Origin of the sequence: Granulicella sp. 5B5 (assembly GCF_014083945.1) — a bacterium.
Taxonomy (GTDB): Bacteria; Acidobacteriota; Terriglobia; order Terriglobales; family Acidobacteriaceae; genus Granulicella.
On record NZ_CP046444.1, the window covers coordinates 2324624 to 2348654 of the forward strand.

Here is a 24031-nt window from a genome sequence, read left to right on the forward strand (position 1 = left end):
GTGTTGAGGTGCGGGTGAGCGAGAGCATCGAGCGGGTGCAGGAGCGCGTGTGGGAGTGGCTGGGGTCGCCGCGGGCGCTGCGCTGGGCGCGGTGGCTGGTGGTGGCGCTGAGTGCGCTGTTTGTGGGGCTGTTTCTGTGGGCCGCGGTGAAGCGGATGCTGTATCCGTTTGAGGTGGAGTGGATCGAGAGCGGAATGCTCGTGTCGGTGCTGCGGATTGTGCATGGGCAGGGGCTGTATGTCGCGCCGACGCTGGGCTATGTGCCGTACCTCTACACGCCGCTGTATCTGTATGTGGCCGCTGGCGTGACGAAGGTCGTTGGCGTGGCGGGGCATGGGGCTTTGTACGGTTATGGTGCGCTGAGGCTGGTGTCGACCGTGGCGTCGCTGGCGAGCGCGGTGGTGATCTATGCGCTGGTGAAGCTGGAGACCGAGCGGCGTGTGGCCGCGATCGCAGCCGCAGGCTTGTACATGGCCTGCTATGCGGTGGTGGGTGGGTTTTATGACATCGGTCGCGTGGACGCATTGTTTGTGCTGCTGCTGCTTGTAGCGCTGTGGTTGCAGCGCAAGGGGTATCCGGTTGTAGCCGCGCTGGTGTGGGTGTTGGCGTTCCAGACAAAGCAGACGGTGCTGCCGCTGGCGGTGCTGATCCTGCTGGCAGAGTGGCGCAGGCCGCGGCGGATGATTGTGGCGATTGCGACGTTTCTGTTCGTTACGGCCGCCAGTGTGGTGTGGCTGAACCATGCGACTGGCGGCTGGTATGGCTTCTACATCTTTGGTGTGGCGCGTGGGCTGCCGCTGGTGCTGCGGCAGGCGGTGCTGTATGTGCCGTTGATGGTGCTGGGGCCGATGGCTGCTGCATGGGCGACGATTGCCACCGCGCTGGTGATGACGCGCGCGTGGCGGCAGCAGGCGATGTTTTATCTGTTCGTGTCGGTCGCGCTGCTGGGCGGAGTTTGGTTTGTGGAGGCGCACAAGGGGGCGTCGGGCAATTCGCTGATGCCGGTGTATGCGTGGACGGCTGTGCTGTTTGGCGTTGCGCTGGCGCGGCTGCTGGAGTTCGCCGAAGAGCGCAGCACACCACGGCTGGCTCTGGCTGTGCTGCTGGCTGCAGCAGTGCAGCTCGGGGCGATGATTTATAACCCGGGCAGGTTTGTGCCGCCGCAGGATGCGGTGGAGCGCTCGCAGCAGTTTGTGGAGCGGCTCCGCGCGCTGCCGGGCGATGTGTATGTGCTGAACCACAGCTACGATGCCGTGCTCGCGGGCAAGGAGCCGCACGCTGAGGGCGAGGCGCTGGGTGCGGTGCTCGATGCGAAGCTTGGGAAGACGAGCGAAGACCTGCGGGCGCAGCTGGATGCGGCGATGGCGCAGCACCGCTACTCCGTAGTGGTGGTGGACGCGCTGGAGACGAAGGACACGGGCTGGGGATTTGAGCGCGAGTATCCGCTGGAAATCTCGGTGGGGCTGTCGAACTACCGGTATTTGACGTCGCAGCCGCAGTGGTTTCTGCTACCGTGCGATGCGAACGCCAGGACGATAAAGCTTGTGACGCGCGAGGACAGTGTGGAGTCGCGCACGGGGTGTGTAGTCCCGTAGGGAGAGGCCTTGAATACTTTAGGCTGTGGCACTTTAGTATTCAGGCGGTGAAGATGGTCGTGTGAGACCAAAGAAAAAATCGCTGGGCCTCGTGATTGTCTCGCTAAGGGAGCATGCCAAGCTATCTCAGGAGTTGTTGGCTGAGCGCGCAGGCGTACATCGAACATATATCAGTCAACTAGAACGTAATCTGAAATCGCCAACCGTAGAAACGCTAACAAAGATAGCTTTTGCTCTTGGCCACAAGGCGAGTCGTCTCCTTCAGCTTATGGAGGGAGATTTCGATGAGCTATAAAGTCAACGATTCGTTCGCTGCGTACTGCGGTTTCTCGATATGTGCCGCTGACGTCTTGCATGCAGCGACGATAACAAACGCCATACTCGGCGATCTTCCAGCTTCTCTGTTTAGGAGCATCGACTTCAAGACCAGCAGTGCGGTCGTGGGGGCTATCTTCTGCGAGCATATTGCGGAGCGTGTTGGCGCAATCGTCAACCCCATCGAAAAGGGACACCCGGATGTCGTACCTCCATCAGCGGCCACCGCGTCGGAGGAATCGTTGCGTAATTATGCGAGCGGACTTGAAGTGAAGAGTACGATCGGCAATATTACCCAGGGAGCCAATCTGCGTGCAGGAGTGAGGCGCGTGGAACACATAACAGGAATTACCTGGCAGGCCCATCATCGTGACGTCACATCGCTCATGGGTATCACATGGGATTTTGTTCAAAAGAGTAGTTCGTTTGAATATCCAGGAATTACCGGCATTTTCTTTGCGGATGGACTGGATCAAACTGATTGGGGAGAGATCAGCGGTACCACCGGACGGAATACAAAGGTCAGCGGCATGCTAACCAGTGGTAAAGCTAAGATGGGTACTGGATGGGTGATTGCCTGGAATGAGGCTGAATATCTCCAGGTCTTCAGGAAGCACCTAAAGGTATTCCTTTGAAAGAGGGAGATGCAAAGCAGTTTAGCTGTGTCTCTAACTGCTCACCTCCGTAGTAGACCAACTCTTTGCTTCGCTTCCCAGCGACTCCAGGCATATCCAAAAGAGGAACAAACGGCAGATAATCACCGCATTTTCCTTCACAGCAGATTACCTGGCCTTTGCGTTGGAGAACCCACAGCGCAAGAGCAGAATAGTCCAATTGTGAACTACCATGCGCATAGCCCTCACCAGGATCGTCTTTGTATGGCGGGTCAATGAACCAGGAAGCATCAATATCTGGAGCGGATGTGTAGTCACCCTCGATGAGCCTCCAGTGTTTGACTTTATGCACGGAAGCGGCCATGACTCGTTTGCTAATCTCCCAATTGCGCTCAAGGACGGGTGTTACTTTGATCCGTTTGTACTTGAACGCCATCTTGGTAGCAGCATGCACGATGTGCAGAAACTCCGTGCTGCGTTCGCCGACCTTTAGATCTGGCAGTGAGAGTATCGACTCGGGCGTGGCCGATTCGATGAGCCATCGCCATATTTCGGCAACGCGATGATCACGCTCTACGAGAATCACCTGACGCGTCCAGTTCGACCCGTGCAGCCCATAGGAAGCAGCTCCCGCAAACGGCTCGATAATGACATCGCGCGTAGGTGCAGCGTAGTGCCGTACGATCTGCTTCTTACGACCGTAGTAGTAGAACATCCACGTGTGCCCTCTGAATACTATAGCCTGCACGGCTCATCTAAAAACCCCTCTTCATACCGGGTGAGGCTGACACGAAGAGGGGTTTTATAGCATGTCTGCTTGGGCTTACACGGCAACGTTAAGTTCCGCGACGCGCTTGGCGAGCAGTGCTTCGAGGTCGACGAGCGCCTTGGAGAAGCCGTCGATGCCCTCCTGCAGCTTGTCCTTGGCCATGCGGTTCTTCTCGTGCATGGCATCGAAGGTGGCCTTGTCCATGGGGATCTTGTCGATGTTCATGGCGGCGGCCTTGCTGGCGTCGAGCTTCAGCGGAAGCGTGCCTTCGGTGGTCTGGAGCTCTTCAAGCAGCTTGGGCGCGATGGTGAGCAGGTCGCACCCGGCCAGCTCGGTGATCTCGCCGGTGTTGCGGAAGCTGGCGCCCATTACCTGCGTCTTGTAGCCGAAGTGCTTGTAGTAGTAGAAGATCTCGGTGACGGACTCAACGCCGGGGTCTTCGGCGCCATGGTAGTCCTTGCCCGTGTCCTTCTTGTACCAGTCGAGGATGCGGCCGACGAAGGGCGAGATGAGCGTGACCTTGGCTTCGGCACAGGCGATGGCCTGGTGCAGGCCGAAGAGCAGGGTGAGGTTGCAGTGGATGCCTTCCTTCTCCAGGATCTCGGCGGCCTTGATGCCCTCCCAGGTGGAGGCGACCTTGACCAGAACGTGGTCGTTGGTAATGCCGGCGGCGTTGTACTGCGCGATGATGTCGCGGGCGGCGGCGAGCGTGCCCTCGGTGTCGAAGCTCAGGCGGGCGTCAACCTCGGTGGAGACGCGGCCGGGGACGATCTCGAGGATCTTCTTGCCGAAGGCGACGGCGAGGGACTTGAAGGCGGCGGCGGCGACCTGCTCGTCGGTGGCGGCGGTGCCGAGCTGCTTGCGCGCGGCGAGGAGGCAGTCGTCGACGATGGACTGGTACTCGGGCATCTGGGCAGCGGCGGCGATCAGCGAGGGGTTCGTAGTCGCGTCGGTCGGCTTGTACTTCTTGATGGAGTTGATGTCGCCGGTATCGGAGACGACGGTCGTATAGGACTTGAGCTGATCGAGTAGATTCGCCATGGGAAGGCTCCTGTGGGTTGAACGATGCGGGCCCGGCGCGGATGCGACGGAATACTTCGCGACATCACGATTATAGTCGCGTTCGCGGCTGCCGGTCAGTGGGGCTTTCTGACGGCTGCGGGTGCGGGGGTGGATTTGTGCATCCAAGGTTAAAGCAATGCGAATCTAATGGATTGCGAAGGAACGAGGAACGGCGAATGTCCGAAGATAAGCACCCCGACCATCACCACGCCCAGACCGGGCCGGTGATGCCCCATGAACAACAGCAACCCTACTGGAAGCGAGCGCACAAGGATTGGAAGTTCTGGGTGGGTGTGGTGTTCATCGCCGTCGCGATTGCCATCTATGTGCTGAGTCTGGACCTTTCGACTGTGCCGCATCCTCACACCTAGATCCGCGTTTAGCGGGCGCTACTTCCTGATGAGCGATTGGTAGAGGTCGATGGTCTGCTGGGCGATGGCTGTCCAGGAGAAGTGCTCTTCCACGCGCTTGCGGCCGGCTTCGCCCATGGCTTTGGCCTTGGCGGGGTCGGCGAGCAACTCGGTGATGCGGGTGGCGAGGTCTTTTGAGAATTTCTGCGGATTGGTGGGGAAGCTTGTCGCCGGGTCGGTTTCGAAGTGAATCAGGTGGCCGGTGGGGGTCTTGTCGCCGGAGTTGGACTCGTCGATGACGACCTCGAGGATGCCTCCGGTGGCCGAGGCGACGACGGGAGCCTTGCAGGCCATGGCCTCCAGGTTGATGATGCCGAAGGGCTCGTAGACCGAAGGGCAGCAGAAGACGGCGCAGTGGCTGTAGAGCTGGATCGCCTCTTCCTTGCTGACCATCTGCTCGATCCAGACGATGTTGTGGCCGCGACCGGTGGCGTCGCCGGTTGCTGCGGCGTGGCCTGGCGGGTTGTGCACGTTGTCGGAGTCGACGGTGGTGGCCGGCGGCTTGGTGCCGGGGTCGGGGGTCTCGTCGTGCAGTGCAGCAGAGACGTCGACGTTGGTGAGCGCCTGCACCTTGTTGCGCATCTCGGCGGCGATCTCCGGGGTGTCGGGTGCTCCGGCGCAGAGGACAACTTGCGTCCCGGGCGGTAGATGGGGGATGGCATCTACCAGGTGCGTGACGCCCTTCTGCCGCGTGATGCGTCCGACAAAGAGCACGTAGGGCTTCGTCTTGTCGACGCCGTATTTGTCGAGCGCGTCGGTGGAGGGGTTGTACTGGTACTGGTTCAGGTCGATGCCGTTGTAGATGACGTGGATGCGGGCGGGGTCGACGTCGGGGTAGGCCTTCTGGATGTCGGCCTTGGTGCCGTTGGAGACAGCGATGATCGCGTCGGCTTCGAGGATCGCGGTGCGCTCCATCCACGACGACAGCGCGTAGCCGGAGCCGAGCTGCTCGGCCTTCCACGCGCGCAGCGGCTCCAGCGAGTGCGTGGTGAGCACGAAGGGGATGTTGTAGAGCTTCTTGGCGAGGAAGCCCGCCATCGAGACGTACCAGGTGTGCGTGTGGATGACGTCGAGCTTTTCAAGATGCAGTTGCTGCAGCAGATTGAGCGAGAGCGCCTCCAGCGCACCCTTGAACTTGGCCTGCGTGCCATTGGAGATCATGGGCCACGGCTGGTTGAAGTAGACGTGCAGGTTGGGATTGTGCGGCAGCTCGGCATCGTGTAGGGAGTCGGCGGGCGGGACTTCGCCCCAGGCGTGGACTTCGACCTCGATGAACTTGGCCAGCTCGCGGGAGAGGTACTCGACATGCACGCCGGCGCCGCCGTAGACGTAAGGGGGATACTCGCGGGTCATCAGGCCTACACGCATGGTTGGAACTCCTTCTCTTGGTTGGATGCAGCGCACGGATGAGGATAAATGAGTGTCTTGCAGTTGTGGTGAGCGAGGCGAAAAGCTCTCCCGCCAAGTGCGCGGAGTTAGCGAAGTTGCGCCACGGCGTTTGTGGCTCAGGTACAACTGTTGGCATGGTCAATTTGAAGTCTGGCATGATGGCGCTGGCGCTGGGAGCGGTGTGTGCCGCGGCACAGCAGGGAACGGTGAAGGTACAACCCGTGGCAAAGCTGACTGCCACGGACGCGAAGTTCGAGGCAATCTATAAGGCCGATGAGGTGTGGCGGCGCGCGCAAGTCGGCGCGGAGTCGGCTGAAGATGAAAAGCTGCATCTGGGCCCGGCGCACCTGGAGCGCGTGGACCCGGCGACCGAGGCAAAGCAGACAGCGCACTGGCAGAGCGTGCTGGCGCAGCTTGGCAAGATCAACGCGACGGGGCTGTCGAAAGACGAGAAGCTGAACTACGAGGTCTATAAGGCTCAGATTGTTGTCGCTGCCAACGCGCAGAAGTTCAAGGAGTACGAACGGCCGGTGAACTCGGACTCGCAGTTCTGGGGTTTCATTGCACCGCTCGATGCGCGTGGGTTTCGCAATGCGGGGCAGTACAAGCGATACCTGTCGCGGCTGCATGATGTGCCGAAGTACTTCGCCGAGCAGGAGACAGAGATGCGCGCAGGCATGGCGCGCGGGTTCACGCCGCCGCGCGTCACCCTCGAAGGCCGCGACCGGGCTTGAAGGACGTTGCAGAGGCGAAGGACGCGCAGGCGACGAGCTTCTGGAAGCCATTCGCGCAGATGCCTGCGTCGATCCCGGCGGAAGATCAGGCCAAGCTGCGCAACGAGGCGGAGGACGTGATTACGCACAGCGTGATGCCTACCTACGCGAAGATGTTGAAGTTCTTCGACGGCGAGTATGTGCCGCATGCGATGACGTCGCTCGCCGCCGAGGACCTGCCCGATGGCAAGGCTTACTACCAGTCGAAGATCCTGGAGTACGCGACAGTGACGATGACGCCGGAGCAGATTCACGCCATCGGGTTGAGCGAGATGGCGAAGATCCACGCGGAGATGCTGGAGCAGATGCAGGCCAGCGGCTTCAAAGGGACGTTTCCGGAGTTCCTGACGTTTCTGCGCACCGATCCGCAGTTTTATGTGAAGACGCCGCAGGAGCTGCTGGACCACGCGGCGTGGATCGCCAAGGAGTTCGATGGCGTAGCCAGCCGCTACTTTGGCTATGAGCCGCGCGAGCGCTTCGGCATTGTGCCGGTGCCGCCGGCGATGGCGCCGTTCTATACGGCTGGGCGCGGCGGCATGAGCTCGTATCTGCTGAACACGTACGATCTGCCGTCGCGGCCGCTGTACTCGCTGCCTGCGCTGACGCTGCATGAGAGTGCGCCGGGGCATAGCTGGCAGCAGGCCATCGCGATGGAGCTGGAGCGCGACCAGAAGCGTCCGGAGTTTCGCAAGGAGTACATCTCGGCCTATGGCGAAGGCTGGGCGCTGTACTGCGAGCGGCTCGGCGTGGAGATGGGCATCTATCACACACCGTATGAGAAGTTCGGCATGTTGAGCTACCAGGCGTGGCGAGCAGCGCGGCTGGTGGTGGATACCGGCATCCACTCCGAAGGCTGGACGCGCGCGCAGGCACAGCAGTACCTGCGCGAGAACACAGCACTGAGCGACCACGAGATCGAGACGGAGGTCGATCGCTACATCAGCTGGCCGGGGCAGGCGCTGAGCTACTATCTCGGTGAGATGGAGATCCTGAAAGAACGCCGCAAGGCCGAAGCAACGCTGGGAGCTAAGTTCAACATCCGCGCCTTTCATGATGCCGTGCTGGAGACAGGCAGCATTCCGCTGCCTGTGTTGGAAGAGCACCTGGATGCGTGGATCGCAGGCGGCGGTGTGGGGCCATTTCCAGAGATGGAGCGGTAGGCATGCGGCAACAGAAAAGCCCCCGGAATGCCGGGGGCTTTGTCGTTTCGCTGCGTTGTTACTTGCCGGGCTTCGCCGGGCTGCTGGCACCGGGTGTTGCGGCCGGAGCTGGTGTCGCGTTGGGGTCGACATACGGCGGCGGCGGAGCCACGTTCTGCGCGCGCAGGGCGTCGTCGATGACGTTGAAGATAAAGCCGATCGGCACCGCGCCGTCGATCTTGTCGCCGTTGATGAAGAGTGCCGGCGTCGAATCTACACCGAGTTTGACGCCGAGCTTCTTGCTCTCCTCGATCGTGGCGGTGTCCTGCTTCTTCAGGCAGGCATCGAGCGCGGTTGCGTCCAGGTGCTGCGACGTGGCCTGTTCCCTGGCGATCGTATCCAGCTGCTCGGCCGCGCGGGGCAGCGTCTTGTCGGCCTTGGGGTCCTTGGGGTCGGCGCCAATGTCGGAAGAGTGGCCGTGCACGTAGTCCACCATGTCCCAGTAGGCTTTGGGTGACTGCGTTGCGAGGCAGTTCACGTCCACCGCAGCGTGCATGGCCCAGGGATGCTGCTCCAGCGGGAAGTCCTTGTAGACGATGTGGACCTTGTCGCCGTAACGCTGGGTGATGGCCGGAAAGATGGACTCATGCAGCCGCGCGCAGTAGGGGCATTCGAGGTCGTCAAAGCCGACGATGAGTACCGGCGCGGTCAGCGGGCCGCCGCGTGAGGGGCGGCCTTCCGCCGAGACCAGCGAGCGCGGGTCGGCGGAGATGTCGAACTTGTTGAACTGCGCCATCGTTTTGCCGTCAGCGGAGATCAGGAAGTGGATGGGGTGCGAGGTCTGGCCTTCGTTGGAGAAGGTGACGGTGATGGACTCGTAGCCGGGCAGCTCGGAGGCCGTGGGCACGCCGACGTTGATGGTGGAGTCGGGCGGTAGGTTGGCCTTCTGGCGGAGCAGCACCTCAACGCGCCGTGCGGTCGCGAGCGGCAAGGGCTGGCCGGAGACAACGGCGGGCGTCTGCGCATGGCAGCCAAGGCTGGCGAGCGCTGCGGTGAGGACAAGAGGGGCGAGATTGCGTGGGTTCAACACAGTAGTTTGATTATCGCAGAGGGGAAAGGTAAGCAGAGGGGACAGAGGACAGGAGATAGAGGATAGTGAAAGGGTGGGAACACGCTCCTCTACTCGCTTATCCTCACCTTTAGAAAAGTGCCTCGTTGCGGCGCAGGTTGCCGGCTGAGCCGATGTTGGCAAGCGTGAAGTTGAAGCGATAGGCGCCTTCGTCGCGCACCGGGCCCAGGTTGTACTGGCGATACTCGATGGAGATGCCGCAGCAGTTCCAGTTATAGCCGGCCTGCAGGGTGGTGTACTGCGCGTCTCCCGCGTTGAGGTCGATGCCCGCGCCGCCCGCGAGAGCGAGCCCCGGTCGCGTGGGCGAGCCGTAGCCCAGCAGCACGCGCATCTGCGAGAAGTCGGCCGTGGCCGAGCTGGTAAGTCCTGTGACGGTGTTTGTGACCGAACTGATGTTCTCTGTGTAGGAGCGGCCCGGCGCGTTCAGCTTCGCGTAGGAGAAGCCGCCGAACCAGTTGCCCTCATGCGCGTCCAGAAAGATGTTGGAGCTGTTGAACTTCTTTGCGCCGGTATCGTAGTCGAAGTCCCACTCCACGTCGGCGTGGCTGGAGGTGCGGAAGCGCATGCGCGAGATCAGCGGCGAGATCGCGCGCGGCTCGGTCAGGAAGGCGATGCCGGAGAAGTTGAGTGTGGACTCGAAGATGTTGCGGCGGGTGTCGATGACCGCGCCGCCGAAGTTCCGGTCGAAGAAGGTCTTCTGCGCGAGCTCCCAGCTGAACCACTCCTGCTGCGGAGCGGGGCCACGGCGGGCGCAGGGGTCGAAGCGCTTAACGTGCGTGCGGGTGGGCGAGTCGGGCGCGGTGGTCTCGGCCTCGGGAATGCCGTTGGCGTCGGTGGTGGCGTGCGGCGTCTCCTCTTCAGGCTCCGATGCAGACGTGGTCGCAGGGCAGCCGGGTAGCGGCTTCTGCTTCTTCGGCCGGAAGTAGAGGTGCTGCACCACGCCGTAGCGCAGCTCGTTCGTGTCGCTCACCAGATCCACATCGTCAAAGCGCAACACGTTCAGGAAGTTGCCCGCGCCGCGCACGTCGCGGTAGGTGATCTCCGGCTCGATGGTGTGCCGCACCTGGTCGCCAAGCAGCCAGTGCCAGCGCGCAGGCACAGTAAACGTGCGCTCGATGGCCGGCGGACGGATGTCGAAGTTGAACTCGAAGTCGGCGCGGTTGAGCCCTGCGTCCGCATCGATGGGGGTTGCGTTCGGCCCATAGGGTGCCTTGCGCGAGTCGGTGTAAGCGGTCTCGCGCACGGCGGCGCTGGCCATCAGGTGCCAGCCGCCGAAGGCCGCCGGCAGCGAGATCTCCGGTCGGACGTCGATGCGCCCCGTGATGGGGGAGACGAAGTTCGGCTGCACGCGCTTCATCGCCGCGGCCGAGGCCTGGACGTTGTAGAAGAACGGCGTGCCGGGGATGCCGCGGTCGATACCGGTGAAGTCCAGCGAGGGTGCATGGAAGATCTTCACCTCTTCGCCGGTGTGGTCGGCGACGGGCACCACCTTTTGCCCCTCGTAACGGTCGATGCGGATGTCCATGGCGTGGCCATTGCTCTGGTGCGCCAGAAAGACGGTGGAGGTGATGTCCGAGCTGACTGCCTGGTTGAAGTTTTCGGTAAAGGCCTCGCGGTAGATGTAGGAGCTGAGATACTCGCCATCGGCGACTACGCGCGTGGCGGGGTCCAGGCGATAGCGAAAGGCAACCGTTACGTCCTGGCCACCCTGGTTGGTGTAGACGTTCTGGATGATCGGCGTGCCGGAGACCGGGTCGACGCCAGTCTGTGTCGGCTGGTAGAAGCCGCGGTCCTGCAGCGCGGTAAAGTGGCCGGTCAGATAGTCGTCGCCGGGGCCCTTATAGCGCACGGTGCCGTTCTCCGACCATCCGCGCAGCGAGTAAAAGATGGTGCCCACCGTGAAGTCGACAGAGCGGCTGACCACCACATACACCTGCTCGCCGATGGTAATGCCCTTGGAGCCGGTGTGGTTGCTCGCGCTGGAGTAGCCGAAGACCGGGATCAGGATGCCGGACTGGCGCTGCGTGGTGTCCGTGGGGTGCGAGACATAGGGCAGAAAGAGCAGCGGCAGGCCCAGTAGCTTGAACGTCGTGCGGCCCGCGTGCGCCTTGCCGTCGGAGAGCGTGAACCGGCTGCTGAACAGCTGCCAGTCCGGGTGCGGCAGCAGGCAGCTGGTCACGGAACCGTTGTAGATGGTGTAGTCGTCCGGGCCGGTCTTGGCGACCTCTCGGCCCCAGAAGAGAAACGGGTTCGCGTTGGTGTAGGGCGTGCGGTCCGGTGGTGCGGAGGCCCCCACAACGGTTGTCTTCGCGTTGGTTGGGCCAGCCGTGGCGACGCGCGGCTGGATGGAGCCGTTCACATCGTAGAAATGCCCGGTGCCGTTGTGCAGGTTGTAGTCTCCGTGCGAGGCCTGGAGGTACTCGTTGTTCTCGCCGCCCACCAGCTTCACATGGCCTTCGAGCGTTAGCTGCGCGTTGGCTTTGTTGTAGGTGATGGTGTCGGCGTAGAGCGTGTGGTCGCCGTAGTGGACCTCCACGTTCCCTTTCAGTGTGTAGAGATCGCCGTCCTGCGACTGCGTATCGCTGTCGAGCGTCAGCGTTTCGGGTGGCTTTGCCGGCGGCAGCGGTGTGGCGCGCGGCACGTCGGCGAAGTCCGTCTGCTGCGGCAGCGGCGCGTCCGGCGTCGTCGAAGAGGCGGAAGAAGACGAGTAGGTTGCCTGCGCCGCAGCGGTGGAGGGTACCTGCGGCGGCACTGCCTGCGCATGCAGATGTGGATGACCTGAGATCAGTGCAATGGTAAGTATGAAGAGAGACAGTGGAGCCTGGCATCGCTGCGGCGCAGGCGTGGAACGTCGAAGGGCGAACACGCGCAGGCGACGGGCGTTGAATTGGAGAAGCAAATCCACTGACTTGAGCTTAGACGATTCGCAGGCCCGGCTGGCTTGCGAGCGTGATCAAAATCGCCACGGCCACCGCGGAACGGCGATCTGCATCGAAACGACAAGGAACCAGCAGAGCCCCGAGTGGGACGAACACCTTTTACCGGGAACCACCATGAGCAGCAGCGCACAGCGCGATCTGTACGAAGACGCGGCAGAAATACAGCAACGACTCGGGGCTACTGGCACAGACGGTGCCGCAACGCTACGCCGTCTGGCAGCGGAGCGGCTCGCCGCGCACCGCAGCAAGCGGCCTGCGCTGGACCCTGGGGCAACGCCCGCACAGCGCCCGATGCCCAAGATCTCCGAATCCGCGAAGCGCGCCCGCGAAGCAGTCGTCGCGCGGTACAGCGCCACCCCGACCTATCGCGAAGCGTTAGCCACAGAGACACACGCCGCAGCCGCGACCCCGGTCACTGAGCCACCCACACCTCGCTGGATCGAAGAGCCCGTCCGCGCCGCGCGGCCAGTGGCCGTTCCGGAAGCCATCATCGCCGAGCCGGTACCCGCAGAGCCGATCGTCGCAGCCCCCCTCATGGCCGTGCCCGCTCCGATCGTTGCGGCAGCAACTGCTCCCGCCGTGGAAGAGGACTTCGCCTGGCTCGATGCAAAGACCGAGCCGATCGCTCTACCCACCTTCGCCATGCCCGAGCCGGCCGCACCCACACTGCCAACCAGGCCGGTGGGCGAGTGGCAGGTGCGTCCGTTTGAAGAGTTGTCCCAGCTGGTAGCCCCCCCCGCGCCGCTGCGCATCACCGAAGAGGTGCGTCATGAGGAGATCGCGGACCTTGACGAGGAGATCGCCTTCCGCCTCGCGCCAGAGTTTCAGGAGCATCTGATCGAGCCGCTGCCCATCCAGGCGAACATCATCGAATTCCCGCGGCAGCTTGTGGCTGCGCGCAAGGCACGTCCGCGGCTTGCCGAAGGCCCGTTCCGCACCGACGAAGCCGCCGAGTACCACGATCCGTTCCCGCCCGCCGCACCCGCAGAACCTGAGTTCCAGATGCGGATCTTCGAGGTCGAACCGCTGCCGCCGATGCCTGCCTCGCAGGTAGCCGAGGTTGAGACTCCGCTTGAGCCGGAGTGGCAGCATATGGTGCTGGATGCCGCCGAAGAAGAGGACGAAGCGCCCTCATGGCGGCCGCTGCCCGAGCCTGAGATGTCGCCCGCTCCCACGCATGATCTAGGAGGCCCGCTACCGGTTGCGTCCTTTGAGCTTCGCCTGATGTCGGCTGCCGTGGATGCCATTTGCGTTGGCGTGGCCTTTGTAGCGTTCGCTGCCGTCGCCGGTTGGATCGGCGGCCACCAGTTGCGTGCTGTCCCGGTGCGAACGCTCGGCATCATCTCGGCGGGTCTGCTGGGGTTGCTGGCAATCTTCTACCAGGCGCTCTTTCTCACGCTCAGCCGCTCCACGCCAGGCATGTACTACGCCAACCTTGTATTCAGGACGCTGGCCGGCCGGGAGCCCTCGCGGCGGATGATGCGCCGGCGCGTCGGTGCCAACGTTCTGGCTGCCCTGCCACTGGGGCTGGGCCTCCTTTGGAGCCTGGTCGATAGGCGCAATCTGGGCTGGAACGACCGCATCTCCGGCATCTTCCTCCGCGAGTACTAGCTACACCCACATTTCTCAGAATGACGGCACGGTCATCCTTTCTGTGCTCCATTGAAATTTCTTATTCACTTCATAGGCCAGACGAAACTCCAGCCCGATCCGGGGCGTCTTTCGCGATAGAGTCAAAGAAAGTCTCTCTGGAGGACGGGTTGCATGGTGTGGAAGTCTGAGCGCGGAACGGCGATGGTGCCGGTCTGGAAGCGGGTAGCAGTAGCAATCGGGGCAGTTTCGCTGGCAGCGGTGGCGGTGTTGTGGCAGCCGCATGTGGTGGCGGCCTACTCGGCCCCGAACCCCGACCCCGGCTCGGCGGAGTTCTACACCCAGAAGGTCAAGCCGATCTTTGAGTCCAACTGCTTCCGTTGCCACGGCGGCGTGAACCACCGTGGCGGCCTCACCTTCGACACCCAGGCTGGCCTGCTGAAGGGCGGTCACGACGGTGCAGTGGTGGTCGTCGGACATCCTGAGCAGTCGCTGCTGGTCAAGCTGATCCGCCACGAAGGCCCGGCGGACGACCCCATGCCCATGCCGCCCAAGGGCGATAAGCTCTCTGACGCCGACATCGCCACGGTTTCTGCCTGGATCAAGGCCGGGGCCAAGATGCCTGACGCGCAGTAAAATAGAAACAGACATTTTTAGAAGCGAGTTTTTGGGCCTGTATCACTCTAGCCACTATCGCAAGCCGCCAAGCCGGGATACTCTGATAAGGCTCTGGCGGCTTCGCGGCCTCCTTGAAAAACTGATGATGACCAGGACGCTGCTGGGGGAGCTCTTCCCGCGCCGCCGTACTTGTTTGGGACTGGGTGCCGCACTCGCCGTCATGGTGACTCTGGTGCTCACGCTTGCCGTTGCGCCCGCCGCGCGGGCCGAGGGTATAAACGCGACCCGGACGCGCCCGCTTCGCCTGCGCCGCAGTGCCGCTATGCAGAACGTCGCGCCGAGGGGCGGTACGGCAAAGTCCGGCACCGCGCATTCGCGGCCAAAGTCCAGCATGCGCATGGACGCGAAGCGCTCCGGCACCAGCCAGCCCAAGGCCAAGGGAACGGACACCAAGGCCGGCAAAATCACGCCGCACCACAGGGCCCGCCGTCGCGCCAAAGACGCTGACGATGCTGACATGCCGATGCTGGAGCAGGTCCGTGGGCGTCGGGGACGCCGCCGCACCCGCGCTACCCTGCGCCGAGTCTCCGCGCGCCGCAGCGAGAGCTTCCGTGTGCGCGAGAACGTCCGTGAGGCAGTCGTAGTAGGCCCAACCACCTCGCTACGCGGCACACGCGAGGTGCTGGTCCACCAGAACCTGATGGCCGCTGACGAAGGCCTTGAGCGCATCCAGACCGATGCTCAGTTGGAGCAGATGCGGGAGGACAAAGATCTCGTTGACTTCCCCGAAAGCCGCAGCCTGCGGGTGAATCCGGACCTGCCCTTCGACCGCCGCTGCGCGCGTCCCTGGACCGTGCGCTTTGCCGAAGACCTCTCTCGCGACTTCTACGACCACTTTGGCGTGCCGCTGCAGGTCAACTCGGCCGCGCGCTCGGTGGAGTACCAGTTGCACCTCGCGCACTTCAACGGCAACGCCGCCGGTGTGGAGGGCGACACGTCCTCGCCGCACCTCACCGGCCAGGCCATCGACTTCGGCAAGAAGGGCATGAGCCGCGCCGAACTGGCGTGGATGCGCGCTCGCCTGCTGCCGCTGATGCAGGCCGGCAAGATCGACGTGGAAGAGGAGTTCCGCCAAGCATGCTTCCACATCAGCGTCTACCGCACCTACCTGCCGCCGCAGCATGAGGTGGCTACGGTACCGGCAACCATCGTCGCAGTGCCCTAAACGAGACACTCCGCAATAAAATGAGGCTGGACGCCGCCTGGCATCCAGCCTCTACTTGTTTGGATTCGGCGGCACCTTGGCGCCCTTCTTGCGCGCCTCTGAAAGTCCGATGGCGATGGCCTGCTTCGGGTTCGTGACCTTCTTGCCGCTGCGTCCGCTTTTCAGCTTGCCCTCGCGCATCTCGTGCATTTCCGTCTTCACCTGCTTGCCCGCGGCGGAGCTGTACTTGCGTGTCGACTTCTTCGCTGGTGCCTTCTTGGTGGACTTTTTTGCTGCCTTCTTCGTTGCCATGGAGCATATCCTCCCGTGACGGTTTGAGCAGGTTTCTACGCGCCGCGTTGCATCAGGTGGGAATACGATCGCGGCGATATACCGAAAACACGGTGATGGAGACGATCAGGATAAGGAGTGTCGCTCCCGCGAAGACATACGTGCGCCAGCTATGCGGGCCATCCACCGGATTGGGTGCCGCACCGCTGTATACGGCGTTCAGGTCGGCAGCGAGCCCCGGAATCGTGATTGCATCGAACGCATGGCGCGAGTCGTCAGCAGGCGCCACCGGCAGCGAGCCGAAGATGCGCTCGCGCGAAGGCGCATTGCCGTCGCGGTCATGCGGTATGACCTTGAACAGCGCGTTGATCTCGGCATCGCGCGGGTCGTTGAAGAGCGTGATATCGGCCGTGTTCGGGAAGAGTGTGACCGCGCCGGTCATCTTCTTCTCAACTGCGGAGACACCATCCTGGCAGACGCCCAGCGCGTAGTAGCCGCCAAAGGGCATTGCCGGATGCGCCGCATGCAGGTGCATGTAAGCCACCGTCATCAGCCCGGCCAACCGCGTTACCTCCAGCGTCTGGTCGCCTGTGTAGGTGTGCGCAGCACGCCGCAGCACCCAGGCCTGGTCGAGCGTGTCCATCGTGCGCCACTCGGCTTTGCCGTCCACGCCGAAGTAGTAGCTCACGTCGGCGTTCACATGTGGCCCGCGGATGTGCCACTCCAGCTCCGCATGCGATACCGGCACCAGCAGCGGTCGGGCCCTGCCGGTGCTCTCGCGGCTTCCCGGTACCGTCATCCCGGTGTCGATCCAGAACGGCGCCATTACGTCCATGCCCTTGTAGTGCAGGTGCGCGAAGTTGGCGAAGTAGCGCGCGTCGTCCACCGTAACGGTGTGCCCGGTCTCCTGCAGAATCTGCATCAGGCCCTCGGGCGTGGTCGCGGTGGTGTGGTCCACGCGCTGCTCTTCAAACGCAACCTCGCTGCTGGGCTTTCGATGCCCGGCCCGCGTGGGATGCAGACCGGCGCTCACTGTCGCCGCACCGTCCAGCTTATTCGCGGCCAGCCGGTTCAGCAGGTCGGCCAGCCGCTGCGAGGCAGCGTGCACCGGTGCGAACTGGTTCGGCCCATCGCCGCGCACAAAGCCATCGCCCAACGGCGTCACCAGGCCTTCAGTCGTAAACGGCGGCAGCGGCGAGGGATCATCTAGTGCAACGGTTCCTCCCTGGCCGAGCGCATAGGGGCCGAGATCGAGATACGCTCGCTGCTGCTCGGCGCTCAGTTGTGGTTTAGTGTCTTGCTGCGTGCCATCGGAAACTTTGACCTGCGCGCCCGGATGCACCGCCGAAGCCGCCTCAAGCGTAGCGTCCTTGCCCGCGATGTGCCCCACCACACGTACGGTCGGATTGATCGCGCGCATCGTCCAGCCGGGGAAGCGGTCGAGCCCCTGCCAGTCCTTGCCGAGCACGCGCTTGCGCAGCTCATCGAGCAGCTTGGGCGTCAGCAGCGCAGGCCCGCGCTTGCCGCCATTGTCGAGTTTGTCGATCAGCTTTAGTGGAAAGTCAGGATGCTGCGCGGTCAGCTCGCGCAGGCTCTGCGATAGCAGCACAGTATTCGGCGGCATAGGCGCCTCGGGCACAACATAGCTCTGCCTGCGGCAGGCGACCAGCGTCAGCAACGGAAGCAGCGTGATTCCAAGAGAACGAGCGAGCTTGCGTGGATGGCGCATCAGTGAGTTGGATGCGCATTTTGACACCGTTGTCACGCCACTTTCGTTGGAGGAAGTTCTACGCGTCCAGCTTCTTGATCACCAGCTCATTCAGCAGCGCGGGGTTCGCCTGCCCCTTGCTGGCCTTCATCACCTGGCCCACAAAGAACGCGGCCACAGTGCGCTTGCCACCCTTGAACTGCGCCACCTGCGCGGGGTTCGCGGCGATCGCCTCGTCGATCATCGTTTCCAGTGCGGACGAGTCCGAAATCTGCTGTGGCTTGTCGCGATCGTAGATGTAGGCGAAGTCCCTGCCCTCGGCAAAGCAGTTGTCCAATAGTTGTTTGAGCTGCTTCGAGCTGATCTCGCCGGCCTCAGCCAGGTCTGCCGCCAGTACCAGCCCATCCAGCGTCACCGGCGAACCGCCAATCTCCAGCTCACCAGCACGCAGCCGCATGGTGATCTCGCTCAACAGAATCGACGCGACGCGCTTCGGACTCTTCGCGCGGTCGGCGGCGAGTTGAAACAGGTCACCCAGCTCGCGGTCGGTCGTCAGCGTTGCAGCATCCTGCGCGGAGAGACCATACTCTGCCGTGAGCCGCGCGCGGCGCGCTTCGGGCAACTCCGGCATGTCGCTCAGAATCTGCTTCTGCCACTCCGCACCGACCACCAGCGCGGGCAGATCAGGCTCCGGGAAGTAGCGATAGTCGTGCGCCTGCTCCTTGCTGCGCATCGAGTAGGTGCGGCCCTCGGCGCTGTTCCACAGCCGCGACTCCTGCACCACGCGCCCGCCGTCTTCCAGCACACCAATCTGTCGCTCGATCTCGTACTCAACAGCCGCGCGAATGTAGCGGAAGCTGTTGACGTTCTTCACCTCGGCCTTGGTGCCAAACTCCTTCGCACCCTTCAGCATCACGCTCACGTTGGCGTCGCAGCGCAGCGAACCCTCTTCCATGTTGCAGTCGCTCACGCCGGTGTACAGCAGAATTTCCTTCAGCTTGGTCAGGTACTCGAAGACCTCGTCGGCGCTGCGCAGATCGGGCTCGCTCACAATCTCCACCAGTGGCGTTCCGCAGCGGTTCAGGTCAATGTAGGTACGCGTGGCGGAGTCGGCAAAGCCGTCATGCAGGCTCTTACCCGCGTCCTCTTCCATGTGCAGTCGCGTCACGCCAATCTTCTTCGAGTTGCCTTCTGCATCTGGCACATAAATCGCGCCATGCTCCGCAATTGGTTTGTCGAACTGCGAGATCTGGTAGCCCTTCGGCGAGTCTGGATAGAAGTAGTTCTTGCGCGCGAAGATGCTCGTCTCACGAATCTCGCAGCCGATCGCCTTCGCTGCCAGCACGGCATACTCCACAGCCTGCCTGTTCAGCACGGGCAGAGCGCCGGGGAGGCCCAGGCAAACGGGGCAAACATGTGTGTTCGGCTCGCCGCCGTACTCGTTCTTGCAGCCGCAGAAGGCCTTGGTCTTGGTAAGCAGCTGAACATGGACCTCCAACCCGATCACGGGCTGGTACTTGGCGAGAACTTCGGGCGAAAGTGCGAGCGCTGCAGACATTACGTTGATTTTATCAACCCGAATCCCAATTCTGCGCCGCAGGCTGCATCTCAGCTAGGAAGCCAATTGACGGGAGAACGGCAACCATGGCGGAAGAGAACAAGAGCGCGGCAGCGGAAGAGCGGGTCGAGAGCGGTTGGGCTGCGCCTGAGGAGCCCGTAGCCACGCCCACCGGTGGCGAAGCTGACGGGTCCGCGTCCCACCAGAAGAACCTATCCCGCCCCAGTGCCCGCGAGATCTATAACCAGGTCGCCAAAAACGCCCGCGAGGAGCTCAAGCGTACCACCTTTGCGCTCGCCATCTCCGGCTTTACCGGCGGCATCTTCATGGGGCTCTCGGCGTTGGGAGTGGGCCTCGCGCTGGCGCACCTCGGCAGCGCGGGCGGCGCGTTCATCCTCTCGCGGATGTTCTACCCGCTCGGCTTCATCGTGGTCATCCTCGGGCGCTCACAGCTATTTACGGAGAACACTCTCTACCCGGTCGCCCTGGTCCTCACCGAACCGCGCCAGATCTGGAACACGCTGCGACTGTGGGCTACTGTCTTGCCCAGCAACATGCTTGGAGCGCTGGCGTTTGCGATGCTCGCCGCGCTCACGCATGCCATGCCAGCAGATGCCGTGCAGGCGATGGCCGGTCTCGGCTTGAATGCCGTGCATAATCCCGCCTCCACGATCTTCTGGAGCGGCGTAGTCGGCGGCTGGATCATCGCCACAGCAGCGTGGCTGGTCTCCGGCTCGCACTCCATCACCGGCTCGGTCATGATCATCTGGTCGCTCACGTTTATCGTCGGCCTCGGCAACTTCGCTCACTGCATTGCCACCAGCGGCGAGGTACTCATCGCCGTGCTCCTGCACCAGTTGCCGCAGCAGGCTTATCTGCAATGGTTCGGCCCAGCCGTGGCAGGCAACATCTGCGGGGGCGTCTTCATGGTCACGCTGCTGGAGTATGGCCAGGCGGTGCTCACCAAGGCGGACACAAGCGATAAGGCAAGCGACGAACTCGCGGCTTAGGCGCAAATCACCTCAGCAGCTAAAATGAACTCTGCATGATTCTTCCCTTCGTCCGCGAACTGATGGCGGACCTGGAGTCCTCCGCTTCCTTTGAGCGTGTGCGTCGCCACCTGGCGGGCGGCACGGGGCGGCGACGTGTGTCTGGACTCACCGCAACGGCCCGCGCGCTCTATCTACCCTACTTCGTCCGCGCCGCGCAAGCTCCAGCGTTAGTTATTGTTGCGGACAACAAGGCCGCCGAAGCGTTGCACACCACGTTGCTCGCGGCCTGCGAGCTCACCGCCGCGCTCAAGCCCGACGAGGTGCTCCGCCTGCCTGCGCACGATGTGCTGCCGTTTGAAAACCTCTCGCCGCACGGAGAGATTCAAGAGCAGCGTGCCGCCGCGTTGTGGAAGCTCGCCAGCGGCTCCGCGAAGGTCGTCATCGCGCCCGTCGAAGCCGCCTGCATGCGCCTCTTCGGCCGCGACTACTACGCGGCGCTCGCGCTACACCTGCGCGTCGGCGAAGAGCATATGCCCGACATGCTCGTCGAGCACCTGATCCAGGTCGGCTACACCCGCGTCGACGTCGTCGAGATGCCCGGCCAGGTCACCATTCGCGGCGGCATCCTCGACATCTATGGCCCGGAGATGGAGCGTCCCGTCCGCATCGACTTCTTCGGCGACGAGATCGAATCCATCCGCCGCTTCGACCCCGAAACGCAGCGCTCCAGCAGCAGTATCGACGAGGTCCTGCTGCTGCCGCTCACTGAAACGCCCGCGACCGAGGCCACACTGCGCGCCATCCACGCACGCCTCACCAAGAAGACTGTCGAAGAGATCGCCGACGTTGAAACCGCTGCCACCATCTTCCCTGGCTGGGAGTTTTATGCCGCCGTCGCCGGCGCGAAATCCTCACTGCTGGAGCTGATGGGCAAACACACACGCGTCTTCGTCGAAGAGCCTGCGATGGTCGCGAACCAGGGCGAGCGCTGGTGGAACAAGGTCGAGCAGCGCCACGAGCGCGCGGGCATCGGCTCACTAGTCGGCCCCGGCGACCTCTATCTTTCGCCGTGGGAGCTGCAGGACCAAGTCCGCTTCTACAGCGGCTGCGACCTCGACCAGATCGGTGCAGTGGACGTGCTCGACGGCGACCGCAGCGACGCCAGCGAGATCGAGTTCGCCACGCGCCCTACCATGCGCTTCCACGGCTCCATCCCCGCGCTCATCGACCAGTTGAAGCTATGGATCGAAAGCGAAGCGCGTGTGCTCATCGTCGCGCCCAACCAGGGCGAAGTCGAGCGACTCGCAGGGCTCATGCAGGAGTACGGCGTGCCCTACCGCATCGGCTCGCGCGTGGAGCAGGGCACATCGGCGAGCGTGTACTCGGAGTCCAGCTATCTTGCAGGTGACCTGCGCACGCCGGTTATCGTGCGTGCTGCCGTTGCCAACGGCGTACAGGTGCTCGATATCGACCGCCGTACCGCGCGGCAGGTCATCATCGTCGGTGCGAATGACATCAGTGATGACGCCGATGTCAACGCTCGCCCCGCGCGCCGCAAGTCCAAGACCTCAGCTTTCGTCTCCGACTTCCGCGACCTCGCCATCGGTGACTACGTCGTCCACGTCGAGCACGGCATCGCGCGCTACGACGGCCTTCGGACGATTGATCAGCCTGATGGATCATCACTCGAGTTGATGATCCTCACCTTCGCCGAGGATGCCAAACTCTACGTCCCGCTCACGCGCCTCGATCTCATCCAGAAGTACCGCAGCACGGAGACCGGCCCCGCGCCGCAGCTCAACCGGCTCGGCAATCCCGCGTGGGCCAAGACCAAGGCACGCGTCAAGAAGGCCATGCAGGACATGGCCGAAGAGCTCCTGAAGCTCTACGCGCAGCGCAAGGCCGCACAGGGCTACGCCTTTTCGCCTGACAACAACATGATGCGCGAGTTCGAAGATGCCTTCGACTTCAACGAGACCGAAGACCAGCTCAACGCAATTAAAGACATCAAGGCCGACATGGAGACCACGCAGCCCATGGACCGCCTGCTCTGCGGCGATGTGGGCTACGGCAAGACCGAGGTCGCCATGCGCGCCGCCTTCAAGGCCGTGCAGGACGGCAAGCAGGTCGCGGTTCTCACGCCGACGACGGTCCTCTGCTTCCAGCACTTCGAAAGCTTCAAACGCCGCATGTCCAAGTTCCCCATCGTGGTCGAGATGCTCTCCCGCTTCCGCACCGCGAAGGAGAAGAAGGACGTGATGGAGCGCTGCGAACAGGGCAAGGTCGACATCCTCATTGGCACACACGCGCTGCTCGGTCAGGGGCTCAAGTTTCAGGACCTCGGCCTGCTCGTGGTGGATGAAGAGCAGCGCTTCGGCGTGCGCCATAAGGAGCGCCTCAAGCAGATGCGCGCGGCCATTGATGTGTTGAGCATGTCCGCGACTCCGATCCCACGCACACTGAACATGTCGCTCGTCGGCCTGCGTGACATGAGTGTCATCGAGACGCCGCCCAAGGACCGCATGGCGATCCAGACCATCGTCGCCAAGTTCGATGAGAAGCTCATCCGCACAGCCGTCGAGGTAGAACTCGAACGCGGCGGGCAGGTCTACTTCGTCCACAACCGCGTCGAGACCATCTACGAGCTGGCCTCAAAGATCCGCGAGCTCGTCCCGCAGGCGCGCGTCGTCGTCGCACACGGTCAGATGCCCGAAGCCGAGCTCGAGCGCACCATGCTCGCCTTCATGGATGGCGAGTACGACGTGCTCTGCGCCACCAGCATCATCGAAAACGGCCTCGACATTCCGCGCGCGAACACCATCATCATCAACCGCGCCGACCGCCACGGCCTTTCGGAGCTGTACCAACTCCGTGGCCGCGTGGGCCGCAGCAACCGCCGTGCGTATGCCTATCTGCTTATCCCACCGGAGCAGCAGCTCACCGACATCGCCCGCCGTCGCCTCGCTGCGCTCAAAGAGTTCTCCGACCTCGGCGCCGGCTTCAAGATCGCCGCACTCGACCTCGAGCTGCGCGGCGCGGGCAACATGCTCGGTGGCGAGCAGTCCGGCCACATCGAAGCCATCGGTTTTGAGATGTACACGACGATGCTTGAAGAGGCGGTCGGTAAGCTCAAGGGTGAGGGCCGCGAAGAGCGCCCGCAGGTCACCGTCAACCTCGGCATCAGCCTCCGCATCGACGGCGACTACATTCCCGAGGAGGGCCAGCGCCTGCGCATGTACAAGCGCATCGCCGGGGCAGAGAACTCCGCCGTCCTCACCGAGGTCCGCGCCGAGCTCGAAGACCGCTACGGCAAGCCGCCAGAGAGCGTCCTGCACCTGCTCTCCGCCGCCGAGATTCGCCTCACCTGCGAGCGCCTAGGCATCGCGCAGATCGAGCGCAAGCGTACTGCCATCGAAGATCCAAAAAAGGCCGCGCCGCAGAAGCCTGTGCCACCTAAACCTGCCGCCGCACCCTACGTGCGCCAGTGGCAGGCGGGTACCGCGCCCAAACCTCCCGCGCCGCTCTGGGGACGCCACGGCCAGGCTCCGCAGACCGCCAACCTCCAGTTCTCCAGCCGAGCCGCGCTCAACCGGCCGGAGTCCAACGCCACCCGCGCCCTCCGCGAGACCGCCGCAGTCCGTCCGGCCAACGCTCCGCTCGGCAAGCCCGTCGTCATTAAGCCCATGCGCGAGATGCTCTACGTCACCTTCAGCGAAAAACTGCACGCCGCCCCCGCCGAGGAAGGCAAGGGCATCAACGCTGGTATGTTGATGAAAATAGTAGCCAAAAATGCGAAGAACGGTGCGCAGTTCACTCCTCAGGGAGTGCTCAAATGGCCACTCTCCAGCGCTCAGGCCGACGTCGTCCTCACCGAGACCCGCGAGCTGCTTGAACTGCTAAGTGTGCATTAAAGCATCGTTCTCGTAAGTAATTTCC

General features: G+C 63.0%; 17 protein-coding genes and 1 pseudogene. 10 read left to right on the forward strand and 8 right to left on the reverse strand.

Going from position 1 to position 24031, the window contains the following annotated elements:
• Positions 1-14: 14 nt before the first annotated feature.
• The 3 genes from GOB94_RS09760 to GOB94_RS16700 all read left to right on the forward strand — a co-directional run bounded on the left by GOB94_RS09760 (position 15) and on the right by GOB94_RS16700 (position 2545).
• On the forward strand, positions 15-1595 hold the full coding sequence (locus GOB94_RS09760) for a glycosyltransferase 87 family protein (RefSeq protein ID WP_182275748.1): 1581 nt from the start codon (positions 15-17) through the stop codon (positions 1593-1595).
• Between the two features lie 91 nt (positions 1596-1686).
• Positions 1687-1890 carry a helix-turn-helix transcriptional regulator gene (locus GOB94_RS17060; protein ID WP_346265655.1) on the forward strand — a complete coding sequence of 68 codons (204 nt, stop codon included), beginning with the start codon at positions 1687-1689 and terminating at the stop codon, positions 1888-1890.
• Entirely contained in the window at positions 1880-2545 is a 666-nt protein-coding gene (locus GOB94_RS16700; RefSeq protein WP_220464906.1) for a hypothetical protein, read from the forward strand. Before GOB94_RS17060 ends, GOB94_RS16700 begins: the two co-directional genes overlap by 11 nt.
• On the opposite strand, the gene GOB94_RS09775 is transcribed toward GOB94_RS16700, so the two are convergent.
• The gene (locus GOB94_RS09775) at positions 2517-3239 is read right to left on the reverse strand and encodes a hypothetical protein (RefSeq protein ID WP_220464907.1); all 723 of its coding nucleotides are present in this window, start codon (positions 3237-3239) and stop codon (positions 2517-2519) included. The two genes, GOB94_RS16700 and GOB94_RS09775, sit on opposite strands and share 29 nt — an antisense overlap.
• A 108-nt stretch (positions 3240-3347) precedes the next feature.
• The gene (locus tag GOB94_RS09780) at positions 3348-4334 is read right to left on the reverse strand and encodes a transaldolase (protein ID WP_182275750.1); all 987 of its coding nucleotides are present in this window, start codon (positions 4332-4334) and stop codon (positions 3348-3350) included.
• 197 nt (positions 4335-4531) lie between these two features.
• Between GOB94_RS09780 and GOB94_RS09785 the strand changes: the two genes are divergently transcribed.
• Complete coding sequence (locus GOB94_RS09785; protein ID WP_182275751.1) at positions 4532-4726, forward strand: hypothetical protein; 195 nt, start codon at positions 4532-4534, stop codon at positions 4724-4726.
• 18 nt (positions 4727-4744) lie between these two features.
• Here GOB94_RS09785 and glgA read toward each other — a convergent pair whose 3' ends face one another.
• Entirely contained in the window at positions 4745-6133 is a 1389-nt protein-coding gene (gene glgA, locus GOB94_RS09790; RefSeq protein ID WP_182275752.1) for a glycogen synthase, read from the reverse strand.
• A gap of 179 nt (positions 6134-6312) precedes the next feature.
• Between glgA and GOB94_RS09795 the strand changes: the two are divergent.
• Positions 6313-8087, forward strand: a pseudogene (locus GOB94_RS09795) (DUF885 family protein).
• Positions 8088-8145: 58 nt separating this feature from the next.
• Here the strand turns inward: GOB94_RS09795 and GOB94_RS09800 are convergent.
• The gene (locus GOB94_RS09800) at positions 8146-9153 is read right to left on the reverse strand and encodes a thioredoxin domain-containing protein (RefSeq protein ID WP_255483821.1); all 1008 of its coding nucleotides are present in this window, start codon (positions 9151-9153) and stop codon (positions 8146-8148) included.
• Between the two features lie 112 nt (positions 9154-9265).
• On the reverse strand, positions 9266-11947 hold the full coding sequence (gene lptD / locus GOB94_RS09805) for an LPS assembly protein LptD (protein WP_182275754.1): 2682 nt from the start codon (positions 11945-11947) through the stop codon (positions 9266-9268).
• Between the two features lie 301 nt (positions 11948-12248).
• On the opposite strand from lptD, the gene GOB94_RS09810 reads away from it, so the two are divergent.
• From GOB94_RS09810 to GOB94_RS09820, 3 genes are all read left to right on the forward strand, one after another.
• Positions 12249-13745 (forward strand): RDD family protein, encoded by a 1497-nt coding sequence (locus tag GOB94_RS09810; RefSeq protein WP_182275755.1) that lies wholly within the window; start codon positions 12249-12251, stop codon positions 13743-13745.
• Positions 13746-13898: 153 nt separating this feature from the next.
• Positions 13899-14360, forward strand: a complete 462-nt coding sequence (locus GOB94_RS09815; protein WP_255483823.1) for a c-type cytochrome domain-containing protein — start codon at positions 13899-13901, stop codon at positions 14358-14360.
• Between the two features lie 124 nt (positions 14361-14484).
• Entirely contained in the window at positions 14485-15567 is a 1083-nt protein-coding gene (locus GOB94_RS09820) for a DUF5715 family protein (RefSeq protein WP_182275756.1), read from the forward strand.
• Between the two features lie 51 nt (positions 15568-15618).
• Here the strand turns inward: GOB94_RS09820 and GOB94_RS09825 are convergent, their stop codons facing one another.
• Genes GOB94_RS09825 through gatB form a run of 3 tightly spaced genes read right to left on the reverse strand, consistent with a single transcriptional unit; the run spans position 15619 to position 19103 of the window.
• Positions 15619-15858, reverse strand: coding sequence for a DUF6496 domain-containing protein (locus tag GOB94_RS09825; protein WP_182275757.1), 240 nt, complete (start codon positions 15856-15858; stop codon positions 15619-15621).
• A 52-nt stretch (positions 15859-15910) separates the two neighbouring features.
• On the reverse strand, positions 15911-17566 hold the full coding sequence (locus tag GOB94_RS09830) for a hypothetical protein (protein ID WP_182275758.1): 1656 nt from the start codon (positions 17564-17566) through the stop codon (positions 15911-15913).
• Between the two features lie 58 nt (positions 17567-17624).
• Positions 17625-19103: an Asp-tRNA(Asn)/Glu-tRNA(Gln) amidotransferase subunit GatB gene (gatB, locus tag GOB94_RS09835; protein ID WP_182275759.1), complete on the reverse strand. Its 1479-nt coding sequence runs from the start codon at positions 19101-19103 to the stop codon at positions 17625-17627.
• A gap of 86 nt (positions 19104-19189) precedes the next feature.
• Between gatB and GOB94_RS09840 the strand changes: the two genes are divergently transcribed.
• Together GOB94_RS09840 and mfd are read left to right on the forward strand one after the other, a co-directional pair.
• Positions 19190-20113 (forward strand): formate/nitrite transporter family protein, encoded by a 924-nt coding sequence (locus GOB94_RS09840; RefSeq protein ID WP_182275760.1) that lies wholly within the window; start codon positions 19190-19192, stop codon positions 20111-20113.
• Between the two features lie 35 nt (positions 20114-20148).
• Positions 20149-24006 carry a transcription-repair coupling factor gene (gene mfd / locus GOB94_RS09845; protein ID WP_182275761.1) on the forward strand — a complete coding sequence of 1286 codons (3858 nt, stop codon included), beginning with the start codon at positions 20149-20151 and terminating at the stop codon, positions 24004-24006.
• Positions 24007-24031 lie beyond the last annotated feature (25 nt).

What these genes read in the sequence shown, in the direction of transcription:
- GOB94_RS09830 (WP_182275758.1), bottom strand. Translation starts at nt 17,566, where the DNA reads ATGCGCCATCCACGCAAGCTCGCTCGTTCTCTTGGAATCACGCTGCTT.
- GOB94_RS09820 (WP_182275756.1), top strand. Translation starts at nt 14,485, where the DNA reads ATGATGACCAGGACGCTGCTGGGGGAGCTCTTCCCGCGCCGCCGTACT.
- GOB94_RS09840 (WP_182275760.1), top strand. Translation starts at nt 19,190, where the DNA reads ATGGCGGAAGAGAACAAGAGCGCGGCAGCGGAAGAGCGGGTCGAGAGC.
- glgA (WP_182275752.1), bottom strand. Translation starts at nt 6,133, where the DNA reads ATGCGTGTAGGCCTGATGACCCGCGAGTATCCCCCTTACGTCTACGGC.
- GOB94_RS09775 (WP_220464907.1), bottom strand. Translation starts at nt 3,239, where the DNA reads ATGTTCTACTACTACGGTCGTAAGAAGCAGATCGTACGGCACTACGCT.
- GOB94_RS16700 (WP_220464906.1), top strand. Translation starts at nt 1,880, where the DNA reads ATGAGCTATAAAGTCAACGATTCGTTCGCTGCGTACTGCGGTTTCTCG.
- GOB94_RS09825 (WP_182275757.1), bottom strand. Translation starts at nt 15,858, where the DNA reads ATGGCAACGAAGAAGGCAGCAAAAAAGTCCACCAAGAAGGCACCAGCG.
- GOB94_RS09780 (WP_182275750.1), bottom strand. Translation starts at nt 4,334, where the DNA reads ATGGCGAATCTACTCGATCAGCTCAAGTCCTATACGACCGTCGTCTCC.
- mfd (WP_182275761.1), top strand. Translation starts at nt 20,149, where the DNA reads ATGATTCTTCCCTTCGTCCGCGAACTGATGGCGGACCTGGAGTCCTCC.
- GOB94_RS09785 (WP_182275751.1), top strand. Translation starts at nt 4,532, where the DNA reads ATGTCCGAAGATAAGCACCCCGACCATCACCACGCCCAGACCGGGCCG.
- GOB94_RS09815 (WP_255483823.1), top strand. Translation starts at nt 13,899, where the DNA reads ATGGTGTGGAAGTCTGAGCGCGGAACGGCGATGGTGCCGGTCTGGAAG.
- gatB (WP_182275759.1), bottom strand. Translation starts at nt 19,103, where the DNA reads ATGTCTGCAGCGCTCGCACTTTCGCCCGAAGTTCTCGCCAAGTACCAG.
- GOB94_RS09810 (WP_182275755.1), top strand. Translation starts at nt 12,249, where the DNA reads ATGAGCAGCAGCGCACAGCGCGATCTGTACGAAGACGCGGCAGAAATA.